Source organism: Microcoleus sp. MOSTC5 (assembly GCF_036701825.1).
GTDB lineage: Bacteria > Cyanobacteriota > Cyanobacteriia > Cyanobacteriales > Microcoleaceae > Microcoleus > Microcoleus asticus.
The window spans coordinates 1-21,608 of the sequence record NZ_JAUBRK010000081.1 but is presented as its reverse complement, the minus strand read 5'-3'; the positions used below and the strand labels follow the sequence as shown (position 1 = coordinate 21,608).

The 21,608-nt window shown below is 46.9% G+C and carries 20 protein-coding genes; 10 read left to right on the top strand and 10 right to left on the bottom strand.

All coding sequences use genetic code 11. The features are described 5' to 3' along the window. Window positions 1-80: 80 nt before the first annotated feature. Window positions 81-317, bottom strand: coding sequence for a hypothetical protein (locus tag QUA54_RS30120; RefSeq protein WP_172186610.1), 237 nt, complete (start codon window positions 315-317; stop codon window positions 81-83). A 497-nt stretch (window positions 318-814) separates the two neighbouring features. Between QUA54_RS30120 and QUA54_RS30115 the strand changes: the two genes are divergently transcribed. The 4 genes from QUA54_RS30115 (at window position 815) to QUA54_RS30100 (ending at window position 3,024) form a co-directional block, all read left to right on the top strand. Further along, window positions 815-955 carry a DUF1016 N-terminal domain-containing protein gene (locus QUA54_RS30115; protein ID WP_333418221.1) on the top strand — a complete coding sequence of 47 codons (141 nt, stop codon included), beginning with the start codon at window positions 815-817 and terminating at the stop codon, window positions 953-955. 233 nt (window positions 956-1,188) lie between these two features. Beyond that, the gene (locus QUA54_RS30110; RefSeq protein WP_333418219.1) at window positions 1,189-1,932 is read left to right on the top strand and encodes a DUF4145 domain-containing protein; all 744 of its coding nucleotides are present in this window, start codon (window positions 1,189-1,191) and stop codon (window positions 1,930-1,932) included. Window positions 1,933-1,987: 55 nt separating this feature from the next. After that, window positions 1,988-2,485, top strand: a complete 498-nt coding sequence (locus tag QUA54_RS30105) for a DUF4365 domain-containing protein (RefSeq protein WP_333418217.1) — start codon at window positions 1,988-1,990, stop codon at window positions 2,483-2,485. Further along, window positions 2,482-3,024: a hypothetical protein gene (locus tag QUA54_RS30100; RefSeq protein WP_333418215.1), complete on the top strand. Its 543-nt coding sequence runs from the start codon at window positions 2,482-2,484 to the stop codon at window positions 3,022-3,024. Before QUA54_RS30105 ends, QUA54_RS30100 begins: the two co-directional genes overlap by 4 nt. Before the next feature lie 27 nt (window positions 3,025-3,051). On the opposite strand, the gene QUA54_RS30095 is transcribed toward QUA54_RS30100, so the two are convergent. The 6 genes from QUA54_RS30095 to QUA54_RS30070 form a co-directional block, all read right to left on the bottom strand. Next, window positions 3,052-3,864, bottom strand: coding sequence for an alpha/beta hydrolase (locus QUA54_RS30095; protein ID WP_333418214.1), 813 nt, complete (start codon window positions 3,862-3,864; stop codon window positions 3,052-3,054). A gap of 32 nt (window positions 3,865-3,896) precedes the next feature. Continuing rightward, window positions 3,897-5,096 carry an FAD-dependent monooxygenase gene (locus tag QUA54_RS30090; protein WP_333418212.1) on the bottom strand — a complete coding sequence of 400 codons (1,200 nt, stop codon included), beginning with the start codon at window positions 5,094-5,096 and terminating at the stop codon, window positions 3,897-3,899. Window positions 5,097-5,174: 78 nt separating this feature from the next. After that, the gene (locus QUA54_RS30085) at window positions 5,175-5,771 is read right to left on the bottom strand and encodes a Uma2 family endonuclease (RefSeq protein ID WP_333418210.1); all 597 of its coding nucleotides are present in this window, start codon (window positions 5,769-5,771) and stop codon (window positions 5,175-5,177) included. A gap of 67 nt (window positions 5,772-5,838) precedes the next feature. Further along, window positions 5,839-6,255: a VOC family protein gene (locus QUA54_RS30080; RefSeq protein ID WP_333418207.1), complete on the bottom strand. Its 417-nt coding sequence runs from the start codon at window positions 6,253-6,255 to the stop codon at window positions 5,839-5,841. Between the two features lie 64 nt (window positions 6,256-6,319). After that, on the bottom strand, window positions 6,320-6,865 hold the full coding sequence (locus QUA54_RS30075) for a GrpB family protein (protein ID WP_333418205.1): 546 nt from the start codon (window positions 6,863-6,865) through the stop codon (window positions 6,320-6,322). A 210-nt stretch (window positions 6,866-7,075) separates the two neighbouring features. Next, the gene (locus QUA54_RS30070; protein ID WP_333418203.1) at window positions 7,076-7,540 is read right to left on the bottom strand and encodes a GNAT family N-acetyltransferase; all 465 of its coding nucleotides are present in this window, start codon (window positions 7,538-7,540) and stop codon (window positions 7,076-7,078) included. Window positions 7,541-7,719: 179 nt separating this feature from the next. On the opposite strand from QUA54_RS30070, the gene cax reads away from it, so the two are divergent. Both cax and QUA54_RS30060 read left to right on the top strand, forming a co-directional pair. Next, entirely contained in the window at window positions 7,720-8,841 is a 1,122-nt protein-coding gene (gene cax, locus QUA54_RS30065; RefSeq protein ID WP_333167531.1) for a calcium/proton exchanger, read from the top strand. 1,123 nt (window positions 8,842-9,964) lie between these two features. Further along, entirely contained in the window at window positions 9,965-12,034 is a 2,070-nt protein-coding gene (locus QUA54_RS30060) for a serine/threonine-protein kinase (protein ID WP_333418201.1), read from the top strand. Between the two features lie 351 nt (window positions 12,035-12,385). On the opposite strand, the gene QUA54_RS30055 is transcribed toward QUA54_RS30060, so the two are convergent. Beyond that, a complete protein-coding gene (locus QUA54_RS30055) occupies window positions 12,386-13,024 on the bottom strand; it encodes a transaldolase family protein (protein ID WP_333418199.1) in 639 nt (212 codons plus the stop codon). 462 nt (window positions 13,025-13,486) lie between these two features. On the opposite strand from QUA54_RS30055, the gene QUA54_RS30050 reads away from it, so the two are divergent. Continuing rightward, window positions 13,487-13,714 (top strand): hypothetical protein, encoded by a 228-nt coding sequence (locus QUA54_RS30050; RefSeq protein WP_333418197.1) that lies wholly within the window; start codon window positions 13,487-13,489, stop codon window positions 13,712-13,714. Window positions 13,715-13,890: 176 nt separating this feature from the next. On the opposite strand, the gene QUA54_RS30045 is transcribed toward QUA54_RS30050, so the two are convergent. Next, window positions 13,891-14,559 carry an ElyC/SanA/YdcF family protein gene (locus QUA54_RS30045; protein ID WP_333418195.1) on the bottom strand — a complete coding sequence of 223 codons (669 nt, stop codon included), beginning with the start codon at window positions 14,557-14,559 and terminating at the stop codon, window positions 13,891-13,893. Between the two features lie 94 nt (window positions 14,560-14,653). On the opposite strand from QUA54_RS30045, the gene QUA54_RS30040 reads away from it, so the two are divergent. Next, window positions 14,654-15,325 (top strand): aminotransferase class IV, encoded by a 672-nt coding sequence (locus QUA54_RS30040; protein ID WP_333418194.1) that lies wholly within the window; start codon window positions 14,654-14,656, stop codon window positions 15,323-15,325. 104 nt (window positions 15,326-15,429) lie between these two features. After that, window positions 15,430-16,881 (top strand): anthranilate synthase component I, encoded by a 1,452-nt coding sequence (locus tag QUA54_RS30035; RefSeq protein WP_333418192.1) that lies wholly within the window; start codon window positions 15,430-15,432, stop codon window positions 16,879-16,881. Between the two features lie 306 nt (window positions 16,882-17,187). Here the strand turns inward: QUA54_RS30035 and QUA54_RS30030 are convergent, their stop codons facing one another. After that, window positions 17,188-18,348: a quinone-dependent dihydroorotate dehydrogenase gene (locus QUA54_RS30030; protein WP_333418235.1), complete on the bottom strand. Its 1,161-nt coding sequence runs from the start codon at window positions 18,346-18,348 to the stop codon at window positions 17,188-17,190. 230 nt (window positions 18,349-18,578) lie between these two features. Between QUA54_RS30030 and QUA54_RS30025 the strand changes: the two genes are divergently transcribed. Further along, window positions 18,579-21,497, top strand: a complete 2,919-nt coding sequence (locus tag QUA54_RS30025) for a GAF domain-containing protein (protein ID WP_333418190.1) — start codon at window positions 18,579-18,581, stop codon at window positions 21,495-21,497. The last annotated feature ends 111 nt before the right edge of the window (window positions 21,498-21,608 follow it).

The window sequence follows — 21,608 nt, the reverse complement described above, 5'->3', positions numbered from 1 at the left end:
CCTCAAGTAGTTAAAGACAATAAAACCAGCCTAATTAGAAACTGAAACCTTACGCAGCAAGAGTTGTAGCGAGGCATCTGTTAGGGGTAAATTTTGGCAGATAAGTTTTGATACATTTGTAGTATTGCTAGCAAAGCATTCGTTCCAAGATGCCAACCGTCGATCCCTGGTGTTTTTGCCAATGCTTTGCTGTTGAAAGACTTAAAAAAGGTAGCTTTTGCTGCTTTTTGGCACTTGCGACCCATTTCGGGTTCGTGCTTGCAGGGCTGCTCGTTGAGAGTTTCATTTACCTTGCTGGATTGTAAAGTCTTATTCATTAAATAGCAACTTTTCGCCGGAAAGATTTAATTTTTGGCAAGAAATCTTGGCGGTTGTGGATAATCGGTTTAATGCCCGATCGATTTATAGAATAAGAGTTTTGCCCTAGTTTCGCATCATACTTTAGGTGCTTTTTACCTAAGTCCTAGAGAAGTTAGGCTAGTTGGGTTAGGGCGGGGCAAATTTGCTGCAAATGTACTTTCCAGAAGAGTTGTAACACTTGTGCGGAGTCAAAAGGCAACAAAAAAGCAAAACGGTAACTGTTATGTTTTAACTCCTGAGAGGTATGTGGGGGCGGAGGCGGAGGCCTTGGAGGAGGAGGAGGGTTTGGACGAGAAGATGCTGCATTTGACGGCGAAGTTGGAGAGGCAATTTGCCTAGAGTGCCAAGTTAGAGGCGATGATTCGGGAAAATCGGCAGAGGGTGGGTTCTGGCGGATAGTTCGTCAATTGCTGAAGATTATCATGATTTTTTGCGAGAACTTAAGGAACGTATTGTGCAATATCAAGTGCGGGCCGTACTTTCTGTTAACTGCGAATTAGTGTTGCTTTACTGGTCAATTGGACGGAATATTTTAAACAGGCAACAGCAGCGAGGATGGGGAGAAAAATTTATAGACAATTTAGCTGTTGACTGAGAAACAGCTTTTCTTGAAAGGATGTTTGCCGGCGATTGAGCAGTTGGAAGCTGAGTTAGAAGCGGTGGATGTGAAAATTGAGGAGGAATGATAAAATTGCAGAGTGCTAAGTCAAGATAACTCTTATCGAAAATCGCGCACACTTGGAGCCATTCGCGATACCCTACTCCGCAAGGTTCTTTCGGGCAAGCTTCGTGTGAAAGATACGGATTTTTTTTTGAGGCATCATTGTAATGACACTACCGCCTGACGTTTTCAGCAAATATCTCGCTCGGTTTGATGAACTTATACAAGAAGGAGAAAGGATTTATAAAGTTATTAAAGATATTCCCACTCATCACTTCGGCACGTTGGATGAAGTAATTAGCCCGTTAACTCAACAAGAACTTGAAGCTCAACAAAAACTAGAGGGGTGGAATGTAAACTATTTATCGTTACTAGAGCAAATCATTTCTTCAAGGAGTTTTCATCGAAAATTATTGGATGAAAAAAGAGAAAGACTTTCCATACTTCCCGGTACATTGAATACCCGCATTTCTCGGTTAAAAGGATTTAAAGATGACTTTCAAAAAGGTTTTTTAGGAGATTTGGGACTTGAGATAGAAACTGCAATAGCTGCAGATTATATGGGCCAAGCAGAACAGTTGTTAGCAGAGGGTCAGTCTGGTCAATATGACCATGTACCAGCAGCCGTATTAGCGGGAGCTGTTTTAGAGAAATCTCTACGAACTCTCTGTGATAAGCAGAGTCCGTCCATACCAACAGTCCATAATAACGGTAAACCCCTAACACTTGCCCCTTTGATTGAGGCCTTGAAAAAAAATAACGTATTTAATGAACTAACAGCTAAGCAGCTTAGAGCTTGGGCTGATATTCGGAATAGTGCAGCTCACGGAAATTTTAATGAGTTTAATCGTAGCCAGGTGGATCTGATGATTCAAGGAATTAATAATTTTTTGGCACTCCACATGATATGAATTTATCTATAATGTCCTACCAAATAGATTAACAAGAATAATCGCTACGTAAAAAGTGGACATCAACCAACAAAAAGAACAATTCAGCAACATCTACCTGCAAGCTGTCACTACCGTTGCCGGCTATTCCCTCTACACACCTTCCGTAGACGATGACAGCGTAGACTGGGGAGTAGCTGCGAAAGGCGGGACAGGCCCCATTAGAGCACCTCGCTTAGAATTGCAGTTAAAATCTACATCAAGAGATATCCAAGACGATAACTCCATCCGCTACCCCCTCAAGCTCAAAAACTACGACGACTTAAGAATGGATAACTTCGCCATTCCCCGAATTTTAGTTGTCGTTTTAATCCCCGAAACACCGGAAGACTGGTTAACCCAGTCGGAAACAGAACTCTGCATCAGAAACTGCGGATATTGGATCTCGCTGCGGGGAAAGCCAAAAACACAAAACACAAACGCTGTCACCGTCGCCATCCCCAGAACCCACAAATTTACAGTCGCCGCCCTTCAGTCAATTATGGAGGGAATTAGCCAAGGAGTTCAACCATGAAAAGCACCGTAAAAGATAGCCAAACTCTCGAAACAATCAAGCTAAATCAACTGAGAAATTACTTACAAACTCACGGCTGGCATGAAGACCAACTTTTTTTAGATAATGCCACACTTTGGCACAAACCAACAGCCGATGCAGAAGAATTTGAAATATTGCTACCTAACCGGGAAAACCTGGGAGATTATGCAGCCCGCATCCGCGAGGCAATCCAAACCCTAGAAAACGCAGAAAATCGCCCTCAAATTGAAATTTTAAGCGAACTACTTACCAGCATTCCCAACACGACTATTCAGGGAATTGTTATGCAAATTCACACCCCAAATACCCAAAAATTAAGTGGCGAAATTACTCTCCTCGGCCTTGTAGTTGCCAAATTGCGGAAAATTCAAACTTCACTCGCAGACAAAGATTATATCCTGGCGATTAAAGCTTATCAAGAACGCTTACCGATTCTCTGTAGCGGTGACTTAATCAAAGACAACAACGCCTTCATCCTCAAAAACCCCCACAACTTAACTCTCGATGAATTGTGGTAAAACTAACAGATTTTGTCGAAATCTATATTAAACACCTTCCAAACAGATATCAAGTTCCCTAGCAAAGGCCTCTGGCGCATCCAGCATCAGCCAGTGTCCAGTATCGGGGATCGTAGTTGTCGTCAGCGTGGGACGGAGGATGTGGAGGCTGAACGGAAAAGTGTTGGAGGGAGCAATAATCGCGTGGGCTAGTGTTCCAGGGGCTGCTAGGTAGCGATCGAGAGCATCAACAGCTTCAAAGGCAAACATCCCGCGAGACATTCCAGACAGACAATCCTGTGGAGTCGCCGCCAAGCAAGCGAGTATCCGATCGCGCGTCTGGGCCGTGCTTCCTGTCAGTGCCTCATTGAAGCTGGTTTCCACAGCAGCCCGCCAATCCTCCGTCTCCAGAGCCCTCTGGTAGGGGACAATGCGTGCCTCGTGCACCTCTGCAGGCACCTTGGTAAAGTCTCCAGGTGGGTCTGCCAGGATCAACTGCGCGATGCGGTGCGGTGCGGCGGCTGTGGCGAGGGCAATACAAGCACCGAAACTGTGTCCCACGATCGCCACTCGATCGAGTCCCAGCCCATCGAGTACCGCGAAAACATCCGCTGCACAGGAGGCGGGCGCATAGTTGCCGTCCTCCGGCGGTGCGGAATCACCGTGTCCCCGCATATCAAGGGCGATCGCGCGTCGGGTACGGGCGACACGGGCAAGCTGTACATCCCAGATGCTCGCAGAAACCGTCATACCGTGTACGAACACCACCGGCAGCAGTTCCGACTCCCCAGCGGTGACAGGCGGGCTGGCTTCGATGATGTGAATAGTGCCGATCGGTCCTTTGATTGTTGTCGATCGCATAAAATCTTCTCCTAATTTTGAATTTCCTATTTTCACACAACCAATTTTACCTCTGTTACTCCTTGGCGCAATTCATACTGTCCTTTTACCCAAAATTGTTTAATTTTTTCACCCAAAAACGGAGCCGTTTGCATCATCAATAAACGTATAAATACATTTTTTCGCAGTTGTTCGCCTTTCCACGCTTCTTGTGCTTGAAGTTGTTGGGCGCGAATAATCTCCGGTTCGCGTTCTGCCTGAATCCGCGATAATGCTAAGTCAATATCCTCGTAATTAGCCCCTGCTTTCAATAAAGGTACAAGGTGATTGGCGGCAACAATTACATCGCGGAACGCCATGTTAATTCCTTGAGCGCGGACCGGAGACATGGGATGTGCAGCATCCCCCAAAAGTATGATTCCTGGTCGATGCCAGCGCGGACAGCGACCAACCACAACAGACAATCGCATCGGAGATTCGATCGTATCGGCACAGTTGCGGAAATGTTCTGCCATCCACGCAGGCGATCGCGATGCGAAAGTTTCTGCCCAGTCTGTGTGTTTCCGATCCGTTTTGTCATCTGCCGATAGCACCCAAGCCAGATGAAGTTTTCCTGATTCTGCCCCATGAAAGACACTAAATCCGCTACCGCCATTGAGGATGGAATAAAATACATTATCCGCCACAAACCGAGGATGAGCGGCAAGTTTAAACCACAGAACATCTATACTCTTATGCTGTTTTACTAACTCTAATTCTGCACGTTGTCGTACAACCGAGTTTCTACCATCTGTACCAATCACAAGTGCAGCAAGAATCTCTCGCCCATCTCCTAGCTTTACACCCGCAATGCGATCGTTGCTGTACAGTAAATCTTTTACGGGAACACCTGGGATAAATTCAAACTCTGGATGCAACTGAGCTTCTGAAATTAGTGTTTCTAGCAAGGGCGGTTGCGATACCAGCGTACAAGGTCGATTTGACCCCATTGGCTCATCAACTCGAAATAGTTGCCGCTCGCCCACAATGAACTCCCAGGCATCAATTTGTCGATGTGGAACACCTTCTAGGATTGTGGATAAGCCCATTTGGGCGATCGCATCCAATCCGCTTGGCATTAACGCTTCACCGCGAAACACTCGGTAGGCATCTTTTGCCGCCTCAACCAAGGTTACGGCAATACCTCGTTTCACCAGCAGCAAGGCAAGTGCCGCACCAGTTGGCCCCGATCCCACAATTACAACTTGCATCATTGCCATTCCCCATTGGTTTTTGCGGATATTTAGATGTCAACAAAGGTGGAAAAAGGAGGCGCAATCCCCTATTCCCAGCTATTTCTGGAGTCCCTGTTGAAAATTCTTAACTGCATCAACATGATTCACCATATTGATGCAGCGCAACAACAAATCCAAATCGATCCCTTTCACCTCCTCACTACTGGAAACCTGTTCATAATGAAGTGTATTGCCCTCTCCCCGGAGGTGATAAACCTCTAACAATCCATCTTCCCAGAACCACACTTCCTTTATGTTCAGCCGCTTGTATGCCTCCAGTTGGTTGATGCCACCACTGGAAAACACGATCTCGATCGCCAAATCGGGTAGCCTGCGACCAGGAGCAAGTTTATAAGATTCATCCGCCTCTCGCTTGACTTTTCCCGTTTCACTTTCCAGAGTCATTGAGCCAGTTGGAGTAAAGTCAAACCCCGCCATCAGCAGGTACAGTTCCACCAATGCGGCAATTCTCTTCTTAACGGTTTCGTGGGGTTCTCCAGGCATTCGTCGTATCTCCAGAATTCCATCCAGGAAAGAAAGTCGATATCCGGGACGGTCTAACAATTGCTCAACTGCTTTGAACTCTCTCCAAGTCAGTCCCTCAAACAGAAGGGGTGATTCTTTTCTGGGTGGTGCGATGATTGCTGCAGTCATTTGATTCTCCAGTCTATTTCCAGATGAGAGACGATCGGGTTTGGAGGGCGATTTGTTTATTATAACTTTAAGTAGCTTTCTCCACTGTAAAGCCGATTTCTTGCCCGTATGATAGTTCCAGCGTGTGACCGTCCGGGTCTCGCAAAAAAGCCCAGTAGCCGATCGGATATCCAGCATCTTTTGGTTCCTCAAGCAGTACGCCTTCTTGACGTGCTTTCTCGCAGAGTTCGTCCATAGATTCGCGGCTTTTGCAACCTACTCCCAGGTGTGCCAAGGGAGACAGAACCGGATGTACGGAGTCTGTTTGAATTAGCACAATTACAAAAGGGCGAGTGCGGTCAGAAAGCCAGACCACAGCAACACCTGCTTTGGCATCAATGCGGCGGTGAACGACCTGCATTCCAGCATACTTAGAGTAGAATTCGATAGTGCGATCGACATCAGAAACCGGCAGTGCGATGTGTGTGAGACCGATATCACTCATATGTTATGTTGCTCCAGTCATATTAGGCTTAACATCAAGAATTGCCACTTCCCATATCATAATTTTAATGAGATGCTCGCCGCCACTTTGCCGCTTTCAGATCGATTTCTTTAATGAACCCATCTTTTCCGTCCATGTACGCGTGAATATTATCAGGGTATTTTTGGGCAAGTTTTCTTTTTAGTTCGCTGTATTCCTGCGCGGCTTCAGAATGGGTAATCATATAATCTCGAAACGCTAAGTGGCGCTCTATCTGCGGTGAACCAACTTCAAAACTGTGAATATGGTGGGTTCTAATCCCTGCTTCATTACCCTTGCGAAAAAAACGACGACCGGATATCCCAAACTCACCCATTGCTTGATAACCTAATGCCTCTATTTCTGAACTCTGTGTATCGAGTTTAAGAATATCTTTTACCTCATCAACTAACATATCGATGATCGGCTTTGCATGAATTTGTGGAATGGCTGTGCTACCAATGTGATGTATAGCAACCACATTGTCCCTAAGTGCAATTGCAATCAGTTTCGACTCAGTTTCAAAGGCGCTGCGCCAATTGGGATCGTGCGGGACGACTTCTACTTTGAAAAAATCTACTTTTATTGACATGGCTGATAATTATTTGCTTTTTTTGTCCTCTCATTGATTTACCATCGGATTTAAGCGAAACTGATTTTATTATGCCTCATATTTTATGGGCTGCGCCAAAGCTCTTAAACATACCGACAGCGGGGAGGAACTGAGCCCAAAGCTCTTAAACATACGGGCAGCGGGGAGGATCTGACTGTTTGGGAGAGAAATTTAAAACCGCTCAATCACCTAATAGTCAAATTTTGTGTAAAATGGCTCTCCCACCAGCGTCGCAATCATCTCAACTTCCTTCAATCCAGCACGCTCAGCAGCCAGTTCACATACTCGCATAATCTGACTTCCAATTCCTCCACGTGCCCATGCTGGATGAACAAAGAATGCACGAATCTTTGCCGAGTCGCTGTCTGGGTTGAGCAGGCTGTCTTCTGGATTATTTTTGCCTGAATCACCTCCATAAAGCGTTTTACGCTTACTCCAACCACCGCAACCGACAATTGTTTGGTTATTGTTCTGAGCAACAAAGTATGTTTGGTCTAGAATCAGTTGAGTATCAACCCCAAAAACTATCCCCAGTGCGCCTTCAATCTGCTCTGAACTATAGTAGCCTGCTTGCAAAGCTCTAGCAGAATCAGGAATTAAAGTTGTCAGCTTAGGAATGTCTTCTAAGGAAGCTAATCGAATACAAAAATCCATTGAACCGATCGGCTAAACAAATCCCTCTCTTAGTTTGTCACATCCGTGAAAGCCGCAATGCAGCGATCGCTCGATCCTCCACCCCCAGCTTTAAGCCAACACCCAAATATCGAACCCTCCCCCATTCTTAAACTTTATGGCAGGCTATGATTGACGGTTGGCAGCTTTTGAGAATCTAAATGCTAAACACAAATACAATAATTTCCAGCCTGCTGTTATTTATCCCGGTTTCCATCGCCGGACACTTTCTCGGCTGGGAACCCTCCACAATCTTCGTCACCTCGGCTTTAGCCATCATCCCCCTAGCCGCGTGGATGGGGACGGCCACCGAAGAAATCGCCGTCGTCCTCGGTGCCAATTTGGGGGGTTTGCTGAACGCTACCTTCGGAAATGCTACGGAACTGATTATTGGCATCGTCGCACTCAACGCCGGACTAATAGATGTTGTCAAGGCCAGCATCACTGGTTCAATTATGAGCAACCTGCTGCTGGTGATGGGATTGGCGATGCTGCTGGGCGGCTTGCGCTACAAAGAACAAGATTTTCAGCCGACAGTCGCCCGGTTGAATGCTTCAGCGATGAACTTAGCCGTGATTGCCATTTTGGTGCCGACGGCAGTTAATGCCACCTCTATTGGCATCCCTCCGGCAACTATGCAGAACCTCTCTAGCGCTGTTGCTGTAGTGCTGATTGTCGTCTACGTGCTGACGCTGCTGTTTTCGATGAAAACCCACAGTTATCTCTACGATGCAGGGGTGGCAGAAATAGAAATGCTTGAAGAATTAGCCGAAAGTAACTTAGCACCAGACAGTCCAGACCACAAAGTCAATCTGCCGCTGTGGATTGGGGTGCTGTTAGCCTGTACCCTGATGGTAGCTGTCGAGTCGGAACTGTTGGTGGGTACTCTGGAAGAAGCGACGGCGAGTTTGGGGCTGACATCACTGTTTACCGGGGTGATTTTAGTGCCGATTATTGGCAATGCGGCCGAACACACGACGGCGGTGACGGTGGCGATGAAAAATAAAATGGATTTGTCGGTTTCTGTGGCAGTGGGTTCGAGTTTGCAAATTGCTTTGTTTGTTGCCCCGGTGTTGGTTTTGGCAGGTTTTGTGTTGGGCAAACCGATGGACTTGAATTTCAACCCGTTTGAACTTGTAGCGGTTGCGGTGTCGGTGCTGATCGCCAATTCTATCAGTTCAGACGGCAACTCTAACTGGCTCGAAGGTACTTTGCTGTTGGCAGCTTATACGGTTTTGGCGCTGGCGTTCTACTTCCATCCAGTAATTGAGGGACTTGTTTAACAGGCTTTCTTATGGGGAACGAAGAGGGAAGAGGAAAGAAGGCATTCGGCAGAAGGCGGGTTTTCCCACTCTCTCACTCCCCCACTCTCGCACTCCCCCACTCTCACTTCTTTTTTCGAGAGTGGTTGTTGCGATCGTACAATTGAAATGTGGCTGCTCTGAGTTATTAGTTCTGGTCTTTTTGTAAATTATCTGCTGTCATCAGGGATGTTTGACATCGATCGGCTGTGACAAACAACAAAACCTTTGGCCTCAACCCGATCGCGAGATCGCAGTGCCACAGGTTAGAGAAAAACACGGGATGCTGAAGTCAAGCGAGACTAAAGCCTCGCTTGACTTCAGCGACGCTGCAAGATTTCAATCAAGAATGCTCATGAGTCTTGTACTAGGTGTGCTACGATCGTCATAAGTTTAAAATTGAGTATAACTAGACAACGTAAAAACTTAACTAGGTTGTTGAGTACGTAGTCACACAAACACGGTGTTGCCGTCTAGGAAAACTCGTATTTGAACAAAAACCGAACTAGATTAAAGAGGACTACTCAAATACGGTATGCCCTACCGAAATTAACGCTCTTAGAACAGACACCTCTACTTTGCCTGGAGTAATCCAGTCGCAAGCAAGTGACGCAAGCTCAACCAAAAATCTCAGTCACCAAGAGTGCGCAGAGGTTAATCTAATCGCTTAATACTTTATTAAACTTGCTCATAGCGAATTATGGCCAGCATATTGACAGAAACGCAGTTATGTGCAACATTCTCATAATGCCTAAAATCTGCAGCAAAAATTTTCTGGGAGAGTAAACGAGGGTCGATTTAAAACTGACCAGCCTATAAAAAGGTCGAACGGGATACCACGATTCGTTAAATTGGTTGAAAATAATGGTTAAACAATGGCTAAAAGCTTCCACAATAAATAGTTGTACTCATTTGAAAAATAGGGTGCTGCTCCACCCGAATTTACGCCTGTGGACAAGTAAGAGCCGACTCCCTTGGCAGAAGCAGGAATCAGACCCTCTAGAAAATACTTCTAGTTGAATGGTGAAGCAAAAATAAAGCTTAGCCAAGTTTTGTATAGCAGTGTCAAAGTAAAACTTGATAGAGCAACCTCAATCAGGGTTATGTGGCTTCTGTGAGTTATTGCCTCAATCCCAAATGCCCGAATCCCTCCGATCCAGCCAACTCTGGCAAATCCGCGTGTATCCACTGCGGGTCAGAACTTTTGTTGCAAGGTCGATATCGGCTAGTCGCACCTCTCGGAGGCGGCGGCTTTGGCAGAACATTTGAAGTGGACGACAACGGCGCTCGAAGAGTGCTCAAAGTCTTACTCAAAGAACATCCCAAAGCTGTAGAACTTTTTAAGCAAGAAGCCGACGTATTGGTCAGGCTAAGACATCCAGGTATTCCAAAAGTCGATCGCGACGGTTATTTTATATTTACGCCAGCTCACAGCACAGAGTCTTTTCACTGTCTGGTGATGGAGAAAATTGCTGGGGCCAATTTGCAAGACTGGCTGAAACATCGGGGTCGCCCGATCAGTCAAGAACAAGCTGTGAACTGGCTCAAACAACTGTCGGAAATTTTAGACCAAGTTCACCGTCTCAACTATTTCCATCGGGATATCAAGCCGCACAATATTATGTGCAAGCCGAACGGGCAGTTAGTGCTGATTGACTTCGGGACTGCTCGGGAAGTGTCGGCGACTTATTTCGCTAAGGTGGGCCAGGGGCAAAATGTGACTGGTATTGTTTCCCCCGGCTACACGCCGCCGGAACAAACTAATGGCAAGGCTGTTCCGCAGTCGGATTTTTTTGCTCTGGGTCGCACTTTTGTTTATTTGCTGACTGGGAAGCCGCCGACTGCGTTTCCAGAAAACCCGCGCACGGGCAGATTAATGTGGCGCAAAGGAGCTCCTCAGGTTTCCGACCCCGTGGCTAATGTGATCGATTACCTGATGGCGCCTTTTCCGGGAAATCGACCTCAAAGTCCGCAGATGGTTTTGCAGTGCTTGGAGGAAATTAAACTCGACGGTGCGGAAAGTCAGTTGCCGACTCAGTTGCCGGCGACGGGGCAAACTAAACTTCGCGCAACTTCCGGGGCGTCTGGGGCGACGAAGCAGAATTCCATGAACCGCCTCAGACCTCTGAATTCGGTCTTGAAGAAGCCCGCCGAAAAGGTTTTTGATTGGAAAAATAAGTTGCTCGCCGGCACGGCTGTTTTGATGCTGGGTATTGGTGCGTCTCAAATTTACGGTTCGCTGCGTTACGGGGTGTTTCCAGCTAACCCGGTGTGGCTGCTTTCTAGTTTGCCTAGCAGCCAGTTTTTGCAAAGAAGTTTGGATAATGTCGGCAGTGTAAATGCGATCGCCCTGTCGCCTGACGGTCAAACTTTGGTCAGCGCAAGCTTTGGGACGATTAGAATTTGGAATGTGAGGACGGGACGCCTGGTGCGGACTCTCAATTCGGTGCATTCTAAAAAATCGGTCAACACGCTGGCGGTGAGCCCGAACAGCTCGATTTTCGCCAGCGGCGGCGGCGATAATAATGTGATTCTCTGGGATTTGAAGACGGGGCGGCGGATGCGGACGATTCCCGCTCACAAAGCCGTCGTTAACGCGATCGCTTTTAGCGGGGACGGTAAAACTCTCGCTAGCGGCAGCGATGACAAAACTATTCGCTTGTGGAATGTCAGCACCGGCAGCAGGTTGCGGACTTTGAGCGGCCATGCCGGAGGAGTAAACGCGATCGCTTTGAGCCGGGACGGTAAAACTCTCGCTAGCGGCAGCGATGACAAGACTCTGCGTTTGTGGAATCTCGGCACCGGAGAAGTTAGAAGAATTATCACAGGTCACGGGGGCCCGGTTAATGCTGTGGCTTTTAGCCCGAACGGGCAAAGTGTGGCTAGTGCTAGCACCGACAATACGATCCGTTTGTCGAACGTGCAAGACGGGAAGCGCACCCGCACTTTTAAAGGGCATTCGAGCTGGGTGAGGACGATCGCCTTTAGCCCGGACAGCCGCACTTTGATCGGCGGGGGCGGAGATATTATAGTTTGGGATTTGAAGACGGGAAAAGAAAGAAGCACTCTTTCTGGTCACAGTCAGTTTGTGAGTTCTGTTGCTATTGCCAGAGATAGCAAGACTTTTGTGAGTGGCAGTCCCGATCGCACTATTAAGATTTGGCGAATGCCATAGTCCTGCTATTTTTGATTTTTGATTTTTGATTAAAGAAGTGGTAATGGCTTATTTTGTATAGGTTTGAAGCATGGACTTACACTGGCGTTCTTTTTTTTGACTGGTATCAATAGTCTTTAGTTAGCAGTCATCACTCATCAGTCCTATCAAATACGCTGACTCGGAATTATACCCTGCAATCTAGCGTCCTGCTCGCGAGTTCTCATCAAGAGCCGGACGCCCCCAAGCTCGGTATCATTCGGATGTTACCCTATTTGATAAGAGTTATTCAAAACCCATACCAATTACCCATTACCAATTCGCAATTTTCAATGTTCACATAATCAAGACGTTATGCAAATAAATTTGGTATTATCCCAAAATCCCCCGCCCGTTTTTGGCAAATTCATCAACAGTTTGCTGCGAAAGTTCGTGAACAGTCATTGCTTGCAAAACGTCAAAAGGCAATGTCAAATGATGGGCGCCAGCTAATAAAGTCTTTACTGCTTCTTCCGGCGATTTAATGCTAGCTGCCAAAATCTCAGTATTAGTTGTCTGCAACACATTAGCCATATCCCGCACTAAGGCAAAACCGTCTCCTAGGAGTCGGGTGGCGCGATTCACGTAGGCGATCGCATATTTAGCTCCCGCTTCTGCTGAGACAACTGCTTGTGATGCGCTGTATATCGCCGTCACCGCGCAAGGAATGGACGGTGACAAATGCGCTACTGCTTGGAAACCCGCCGCCGTTGCTGGAACTTTCAAAACTGTTTGCTGCCCGATCGACTCAAAAGCAGCTTTTCCTTCTGCTACCATGCCATCAAAATCAGATGCCATTAGCTGATAATACACTTCCCCAGGAATCAGTTGTGCCAGTTGTTTGAGAGTCACCTCAGGAGATAACTCGCTTTTTGCCAAAAGTGTCGGATTAGTAGTAATTCCCGCTATCCATCCGAACTTGCTCGCCCGTGCGGCTTCCGCTACAATTGCAGTATCAACATAAATTGCCATCGGCTCTACACCTTCTGTTTGTTAATAATTTCCAGACACTTGCTTTCAGATTGAGATCAATCCGAGCAAAATTAATTGTTAAGCTTTAACAATATCAGCACCTCGGAAATATTACTGTATCAGAAACTCGGAAATATTACTGTTAAGTAAATATAACAATTTAGTGATGTGCATCATCGGTAGTAGTGCGTGAGTTTTGAATTTAACAGGACTTAGGCTCAGAAATCCCGTTTATTACAAAAAATTGGTGAAAGACGACCTATCTGTGAATAAAGCGGCTTTCTGAGGAAAATTGGCTAAGTGCTATTTAAGATAGCTAACAACTGAAATCAAAACTTTTAAGTTTGTTGCTAAATGCGATTGTCTGGTAAGGAAAACTTGACTCCCCAAATCCCGGAGACAAATAAATTACATTTGTATTAAGGGTTATGTATGCAATAACTCCAGGAGGTGACTCAGAAAATGACCAAAGAAAAAAATCAGCAGCCACAAGTCAGACTTGAGACATCTTCTGACCAACCTCAGTTGGAAAAACCAGCAGAAACTGCTGAAGAATTCTCGATAAATGTTAAGTCTGAAACTCTGTCTCAAGCGATTGAAAATAACGCCGAAGACCGTTTGAAGGCTCTAGGCCGCTTAATGATGGTGAGCCTAACTTGGTCGCTGGCGGGGCTTTCCAAACGCGAGTAAGTTATGGATCGCTACCGCAACGAGCGAGTTATGATTTGTGAGTTGTGTCGGAACTTTTGTTTAACTCAAAACTTACAACTCCCGGACTTAGATGATGTCCGGTTAGTTGTAAGAAAACCCGTTTTTAGTGACAACTTTAGTCCTTGCTTTAAGGACTAAAGTCTTCAACAGAGCACTCATAATTTTTCTTTAATTCCTTCAAACGGCCCCAAAAAAGTCGGTTCTGGACGGGTAACGCGCACTTCCCAAAGCGCTTTGAGGACTGCCAGAAATTCGCGGAAACTGTACCGAATCATGCTATTTTGGGGGAATTTGCCCCAATCCGGCGTTCCTAAGCCGATCGCCTCTACGCCCAACTGGCGGCAGGTATAAACAGCGCGGGCTAAGTGAAAGTTTTGGGTAACTAAAACAGCTTTCGTTATGCCAAAAATCTCTTTCGCCCGGTAGCAACTTTCATAGGTGCTAAATCCGGCATAATCGAGAATGATATTATTAATCGGTACGCCCTGTGCTTCGGCGTACTCCTGCATTGCTTTGACTTCGTTGTAATCGGCGCTGCTATTGTCTCCTGTCATCAAAAGTTTGCCCGTTCGCCCTGCTTTGTACAAATCGACGGCTGCTTGCACTCGATCGGCTAACATTGGGCTTGGAGTGCCGTCTTCCCAAACTCCGGCACCAAAAACAATGGCAATTGGTTCGGCGGGAACCTTAGCTACATCGGTGCGCAGGTAGTTGCTTGTAACTAGCCTGACGTAGTAGTTGAGGGCTAGAGGTGTGAGCACTGAGGTTAATATTAATAGCCGGATGGCAAGGCGCCATTGAAATATAAAGGACTTAGGCAACATAAATTCAAGTTAACTTCCTATATAATTACACAAACAGACCGCTTCGCGGGTCTAAAAATTGTCAAGTTACCTGAGTTACATTATATTGACAAATATGATTCAACAACAGCCAAAGTTTGAATTGCTGGAATCACTTTTATGGGAACCCAAAAACGGCTATTTTTTGCTAGACAGACATCTTCAAAGATTAGAGCGATCGGCTGATTATTTTAATTTCCCCCTATCGCTAACAGAAGCAAGCAAAGCTTTACAAGCATTAAGTATGACTTGCGGTTCAGTCAAACAAAAAATACGGTTAACAATATCTTGTAAGGGAAACATAACATTACAAGCTCAGACACTAGATAGCGGTATCTTACACATCGGTGCATCTGTGGGAATTGCCCGCAAACCGATCGATTCTCAAAGCCCATTTCTTTACCACAAGACAACTTACCGATTGCCTTATACAATGGCTTTGGAGTCGCAGCCCGAATATCAGGATGTCTTTCTGTGGAATCAAGATGGAGTTATCACCGAATCTACGATCGCCAATATTGCGATCGATACACCCGCAGGTCTAATCACACCTCCCGTCAAGTGCGGTTTATTACCGGGGACGTTTCGTTCTCAACTTTTAGAGGAGGGAAAAATCAGAGAACAATTAATTACCTTAGAGGATTTGCACAGTAGCCAAACTCTATTTCTCATTAACTCTGTTAGGGGTTGGATACGCCTCAAAAAAGATGCAAACAGAGATGTTTGGAAAGTTGTAAGTAATGGCTGAGATAACGCTTTCAATCATTTTTAGTAGGGTGCGAACTGTGAACATTACTACAGAATTGACTCGTTGCGTAAGTCCTGAAAGTGTTAACCATAGTGCAATCTATTATGAAACAAATACAACCTTGGCATTGGCGAAAGCTTCCCCTAAATCAGCGCAGCGGATCTGAGATTTTTCAAAATTTATTTCTCGGTAAAACCGCCGACAGTGCAGGCTCAATATCGGATTGTTTACCCCGCGATATGGCCGTTCTGCTAGAAAGCCCAGTTACATCTTCTACTAAATTGGCACGATATTCTATTTGTGCAGGTTCTCCCCGGATAATTGACGGTCAATCTCAGCTATGGACACCGCCAGTCGGTGAAATTTTACCTTTTTTACGCGCTCTTTTGGACTCTCAAAAGCAAAATTTAGCAGTGAATGTACCGCCGGAAATTCCTTTTAGTGGGGGTTGGTTGGGATGGCTAGGTTATGATTTAGCATGGGAAATCGAACACCTGCCCCAACTCAATACCGATCCGCTTCCTTTCCCGGTTAGCTGTTGGTACGAACCAGAATCTTTTGCGGTTTTAGACCGTCAAACGCAAATTCTCTGGTTGGCTGCGAGTCAACCTTCTCAACTCGACGTTATGCAGCATCAATTAGAGCAAACCGATCGAGAAATAATCCAGAATAATTTACCCGAAAATTATCACCAAAATTCCGCTACTCCTATTTTCCAATTGTCTCAGAATGAGTATAAAGAAATAGTGCGAAAAGCTCAGAAGTATATTCATGCGGGCGATATTTTTCAGGCGAATTTATCTTTGCGGTTTGAAGCCCGTACAGATTGCAGTAGTTGGTCAATTTACCGCGCTTTGCAACGGATCAATCCTTCGCCTTTTGCAAGTTATTGGCAAACTTCGTGGGGGGCGATAGTTAGTTGTTCGCCGGAAAGACTCGTTCAATTATTAGGAAAAAAAGTGGATACTAGACCGATCGCGGGAACGAGACCGCGAGGTTTAACCTGCATTCAAGATGAGCAGTTAGCACAGGAATTAATAGAGAATATCAAAGAAAGAGCCGAACATATTATGTTAGTTGACTTAGAGCGCAACGATATCGGGAGGGTCTGTGAATGGGGCTCGGTAAAAGTTAACGAATTTCTGACGATTGAACGCTACAGTCACGTGATGCACCTCGTCAGTAATGTTATCGGTACATTAAGACGAGATTGCGACGCGATAGACTTAATTCGAGGGGTTTTTCCGGGCGGTACGATTACAGGTTGTCCGAAAGTGCGCTGTCTGGAAATCATCGAAGAATTGGAACCTGTGAAGCGCAATTTATTTTACGGTTCCTGCGGTTATTTGGACTGGCGCGGCAACCTGGATTTAAATATTTTGATTCGCACCCTTTTATATGCACCAAAAAGTGACGGTACGATCGGGGGAGTTGTTTGGGGACAAGTGGGTGCGGGGATTGTTGCTGATAGCGATCCGGAAAGGGAATGGCAGGAGTCGCTGCATAAAGCTCAAGCTCAAGTTAATGCTTTGAAATTAGCGGAAATATTTGATTAGATGCGTGTTAGATAAATCGAGTTGTTAAGATTATTGAAGATTTTGAGCGCCGATTTACTTTTGATGTAAGACTAATTGAAACAGATCGAAAACAAAAGATTTCTGGTAGTATTAATGTTAGGGAACTGTTGGTATGGTGTTGCCTGATAGTTTTTTTAGCGATCGCACTGTGAGTCAGATTCTGGGTGAACTCATGGATATTAGAGTCGGTGCGTAAATCCTGCTGCAAGAATTTATTAGACTTCTTCAACACTTTTTGTGGGGCAGGCATCCTGCCTGCCCAAGACTTGCTTTTCACTCCTATGTCTATTGATTGTCCGAACCTACTGCCTCAGAAATAGAACTAAATCCGCGTTCTTCTAACTTTTGCAACAAACCTTGGAGAATCCGACGCACCATCCAAGGCCCTTCGTAAACCCAACCGGTGTAGACTTGAATTAAACTCGCACCTGCAGCTATTTTTTCCCAAGCATCTTCGGCGGTGAAAATGCCGCCAACTCCAATTATGGGTAATTCGCCTTTTGTATATTGCCAGATAAATCGGATTACTTCTGTCGATCGCTCCCGCACTGGAAGCCCGCTAATTCCCCCGGCTTCTTCGGCGATTGGTTTGCCTGTTTCTCGCAATATTTGTGTTTTCAATCCGTCGCGGCGGATGGTGGTATTTGTGGCGATAATTCCTGCTAGTTGGTAGGTTTTTGCTAAGTCGAGGATTGATGCGATCGCCTCGGGTTCCAAATCCGGCGCAATCTTAACTAAAATTGGCTTGCTTCCGCGATTTTCTTGTTGCAAAATTTCCAAAATCGTGCTAAGTCCCGCAGCATCTTGGAGCGATCGCAACCCCGGCGTATTCGGAGATGAAACGTTGACTACAAAATAGTCGCCCCAATCTTTCAGCAGCTTAAAACTCTTCAAATAGTCCGCTGCTGCCTCCTCTAACGGTGTTACCTTAGATTTACCGAGATTGATGCCCAAGGGGAACGGAGACTTAGGCATGGGGCGCGAGGCATCGAATGGGGACTGTTTCTGTGCAGCCTCAAACCGGGCTGCCATTGCCGCGGCTCCTTGATTGTTAAATCCCATGCGGTTGAGGGCTGCACTGTCGTCCGTCAAGCGGAACAAGCGAGGTTGGGGGTTTCCCGGCTGCGGTTGACAAGTGACAGTGCCAAGTTCGGCAAAGCCAAAGCCAAAATTTGCCCAAATGTCAGCAGCTACGCCATTTTTATCAAATCCCGCAGCCAAGCCGACAGGATTTTTAAAGCTCAGTCCCCACAAAGATTGTTCGAGGCGAGAATCTTGGACTCCCAAAGATTTCTGCAATCGGGAGAGCATTTGGCTGGTTGCGGGGTTTGACTGGGTTCTGGCTGCGAGTTCGAGAACTTGGAGAGTGCGGTTGTGCAGCCACTCGGCATCTGTTTTCAATACGGAAAACAACAGCGGCCTTACACCTGATTGATAAATATCCAATGATTTGTACTGGGGCAATTTACAAATTAGAAAGGAGAAGGGAAATAACAATATTCACGAGCAGGCAGCAAAGGCGAAGTTTTTACTTCAACTTCGATCGACTTTATTCAATGTTTGAGATTCAAGGATAAGTGAGACGATTATATTATAAGTTGATTCTTTTCCATTTGAATTTTTTAATTTTTAAGTTGGTAATTTTAAATTAGACAAAGGTGCGGGGAAGCTTGGAAATGGGGCAGCAGCAAAGACCGAAGGATTTAGACGAACAAATCGCGACCCTCGAACGCGTTCTCCAGACTCTCCGAGAAGAGGAGAATGTTGAAGTGCTACTTTCGACCACACTCGGTTACTTGCAAACGGAATTTGACTGGGGGTTGATTTGGATCGGGTTGTACGATCGACAGGCCCACAGATTGTTGGGGAAAGGTGGCATGACTCCTAACGGCGACCAGTCTTTTCTCAAACAGCGGTTTGCCCTCAGCCCAGGGGATTTGCTGGAACAAGTGGTGATTCAGCTCCGGCCGGTGGGAGTCCCGGATTTGCGATCGGAAAACAGAGCCGGAGAATGGCGCAAAGCAGCTCAAACTTTCAATATTCAAGGCACGACTCTGTTTCCCCTCCGCTACAAAGACCGCTGCTACGGTGTGATTTTGCTCGGGACTGACGTGTGGGGAGCGTCGCCAAAGTCGGGAGAAAAAACGCAGTTGGGGATCGTATTTGGAGCGCTCGCAACTGCTCTTTACCAAATAGAAAAAGACTGGCAGCGACAACAAGTCAAACACCCAGACGAGTCTCTTTTAGCGCTGATTTCGCAGTTGGGGGAACTGCGATCGCTCGACCAATACTTGCAAGCGGTTGTCGAACAAGCACATGAATTTATCCAGCCGACGCGCACCAATGTTTATTGGTTCGAGCGAGAGCGGCGCTATTTTTGGCGCCGAGTCAGCAACCGCGAAGTTGCTCCGGGTTTGGGCGGGCCGGGCCGAGCGGCTTCGGGCATCACCGTCCAAGACTTGGGCGAATTTTATCAGGCTTTGGGCAGGGAAGAAATGGTTTGGATCGGTGAATCTCAAAGTTCTCTGAAAACTGAGCTGACGGGGCGGTTGATGCAGCAAATCCGCGCTCGCTCTCTGTTGGCTGCCCCGATTGTTTCAGAAGGGGAATTGTTGGGATTTTTGGCAGTCGAAGCCGGCGAGCCCCGGATTTGGCAAGAAAATGAAAAACATTACCTGCAGGGAGTGGCGCGGTTAGTGGCTCTGACGGCTCCTGTGTCGGAGATGGAGGAGAAAATTCAGCAAACTGAGATCGATCGAGATTTAACTGCGGGAATAGCTCGCGCCATCTACAGCGATGCTGACTGGGAGGCGACTTTGAAAAATACCGCCGAGCAGTTGTGCGGGCGGCTCAAATGCGAATACTTTTTGCTGCTGCTGTACGGCGAAGAACAAAATCGCTTTGAGATTGTCTGCCAAAATCTGCCCCGCAACCGCAGGGCAGTGCCGTCGCCGCTCAACGCCCTCGACGCGGCAGACGTGGGGCTGTTGCAAGAAAGCGCACCTCTGGCTATTGAAAATTGGGAAGAAGACGGGCGGTTGGGGGCTTGGCGGGAAGTGCTAGCGGAGGCGGGGGTGCGATCGCTTTTGGCATCAAGCACTCGGAGGAAAAATAAAGACGGAGAACACCCGAATTTAAAATCGAAAATCGATCGCCGAAAATCGATCGAGGGTTTGCTGGTTGTCGGGCACAGTGCAACTCGCACTTGGAGGCGAGCTGAGCAAGAATTAGTTCGGTTAGTGAGCCAACAGCTAGGATTGATCCTGCACTCCTGGCAGCAGAGTTCGGAAATCGACAAATATCAGCAATTTGAGCGATTGCTCAAATCGGGTTTGGCGGTTTTGCAGCATTCTCCTGAAGAGCAATCTGAGCAACCGATATCTGCTGCTTCACCGACGATGTTCCCAGAGTTGCCGCTACAAAAGCTCGATCGTAACTTTGCTCAACACGTTTCCCAGACACTTTCCTGTCCTTTAGTAGCCGTAATTACTTGGAATCCAGGTCAGGAGGAAGGTTCAATTGCGACGGCGCTAGCTGCCAATCCCGTATTTGCCCTCAATCCCGAGGCGGTGATTCCTGTCAAAACAGATGCCTTGATCCAACAAACCCTGGCTGCTAGCGGGGTGCTGCAACAGAGCACGAGCCAACTGCAACTGGCGACGAAGCGGTGGCTGCGCAGTCCGGGAATTGGCGAGATGATGACGGTGGCGCTGCGGACGGCCCCAGAACACGCTCCGGCGGGCATTGTGGTGGCTGCAGACGCTCCGGGCCGCCAGTGGTCGGAGTTGTCGGTGAGTTTACTCAGCTCGATGGCGTCTCAGTTGGCTTGGTGGCGCAGGTATTTGGCGGTGCAATCGGCCGAGGAGTCGCACCGATTCGATCTGGAGCTGCTCAACTGGTACAAACAGCGCCGTTTTGAGGACTTTTACCGCACTGTGGGAGCGGGGGTGAAGGAGTTGGGGGATTTGAGCCAGTCGATTTTGCAGTCGGGGAAGGAGCAAAAGGATGCTTTGAAAACTTTGCGCTACCAACAGGTTTTGCGGCACATTGGCAATGCTTTGGGGTCAACTCATTTGCTGCTGAAACAGGAACAGTGGCGGCTGCAATTCGCACAAGATGCGGTGCCTGTGAGCGCTTGGCTGAGGCGATCGCTCGATCGAACTGCCCCCCTGATCAAACAGTCGGAAGTCTTGCTGGAAGTGCACAGAGAAACTGCTGTGTCGATGCCTGCGGGCCAGACTTTGAGCGTTCGCGGGGACAGCATGAAGCTGGATTTGATCCTGTGCGAATTGCTGGCTGCTGCTTGCAGGCGCTCTGGAGTTGGTGACAAGATTGAGATTCGCTCTCAGTTGTTGCGGGAAGGTTTGCTAGAATTGTCTGTCATTGATAGCGGCGCGTGCGATCGACAGTTAATTGCTGCCTTCAACGGCGGTTCCGGGCCCGATATATTAGGCGTTTCTGCAAATAGGTCGATCGTGCAAAATCTCTTAATTTGTCAGCGAGCAGTACGCTTAATGGGGGGAAACTTGTCTTTAGAAATGTTAGAAAACAATTTAATTGTGGCTCGTTTAGTGCTGCCCCTAGCCAATTCTTAATATTGCAAAATATTGTAAAAGTTCCAGGGTCTTTTGGGTTTGAGGTGATAATAAAAACTAATTAGAAAAGCCAGCTAATAGTCGAGCTCGAAAATTGTCGAAATTAACAAA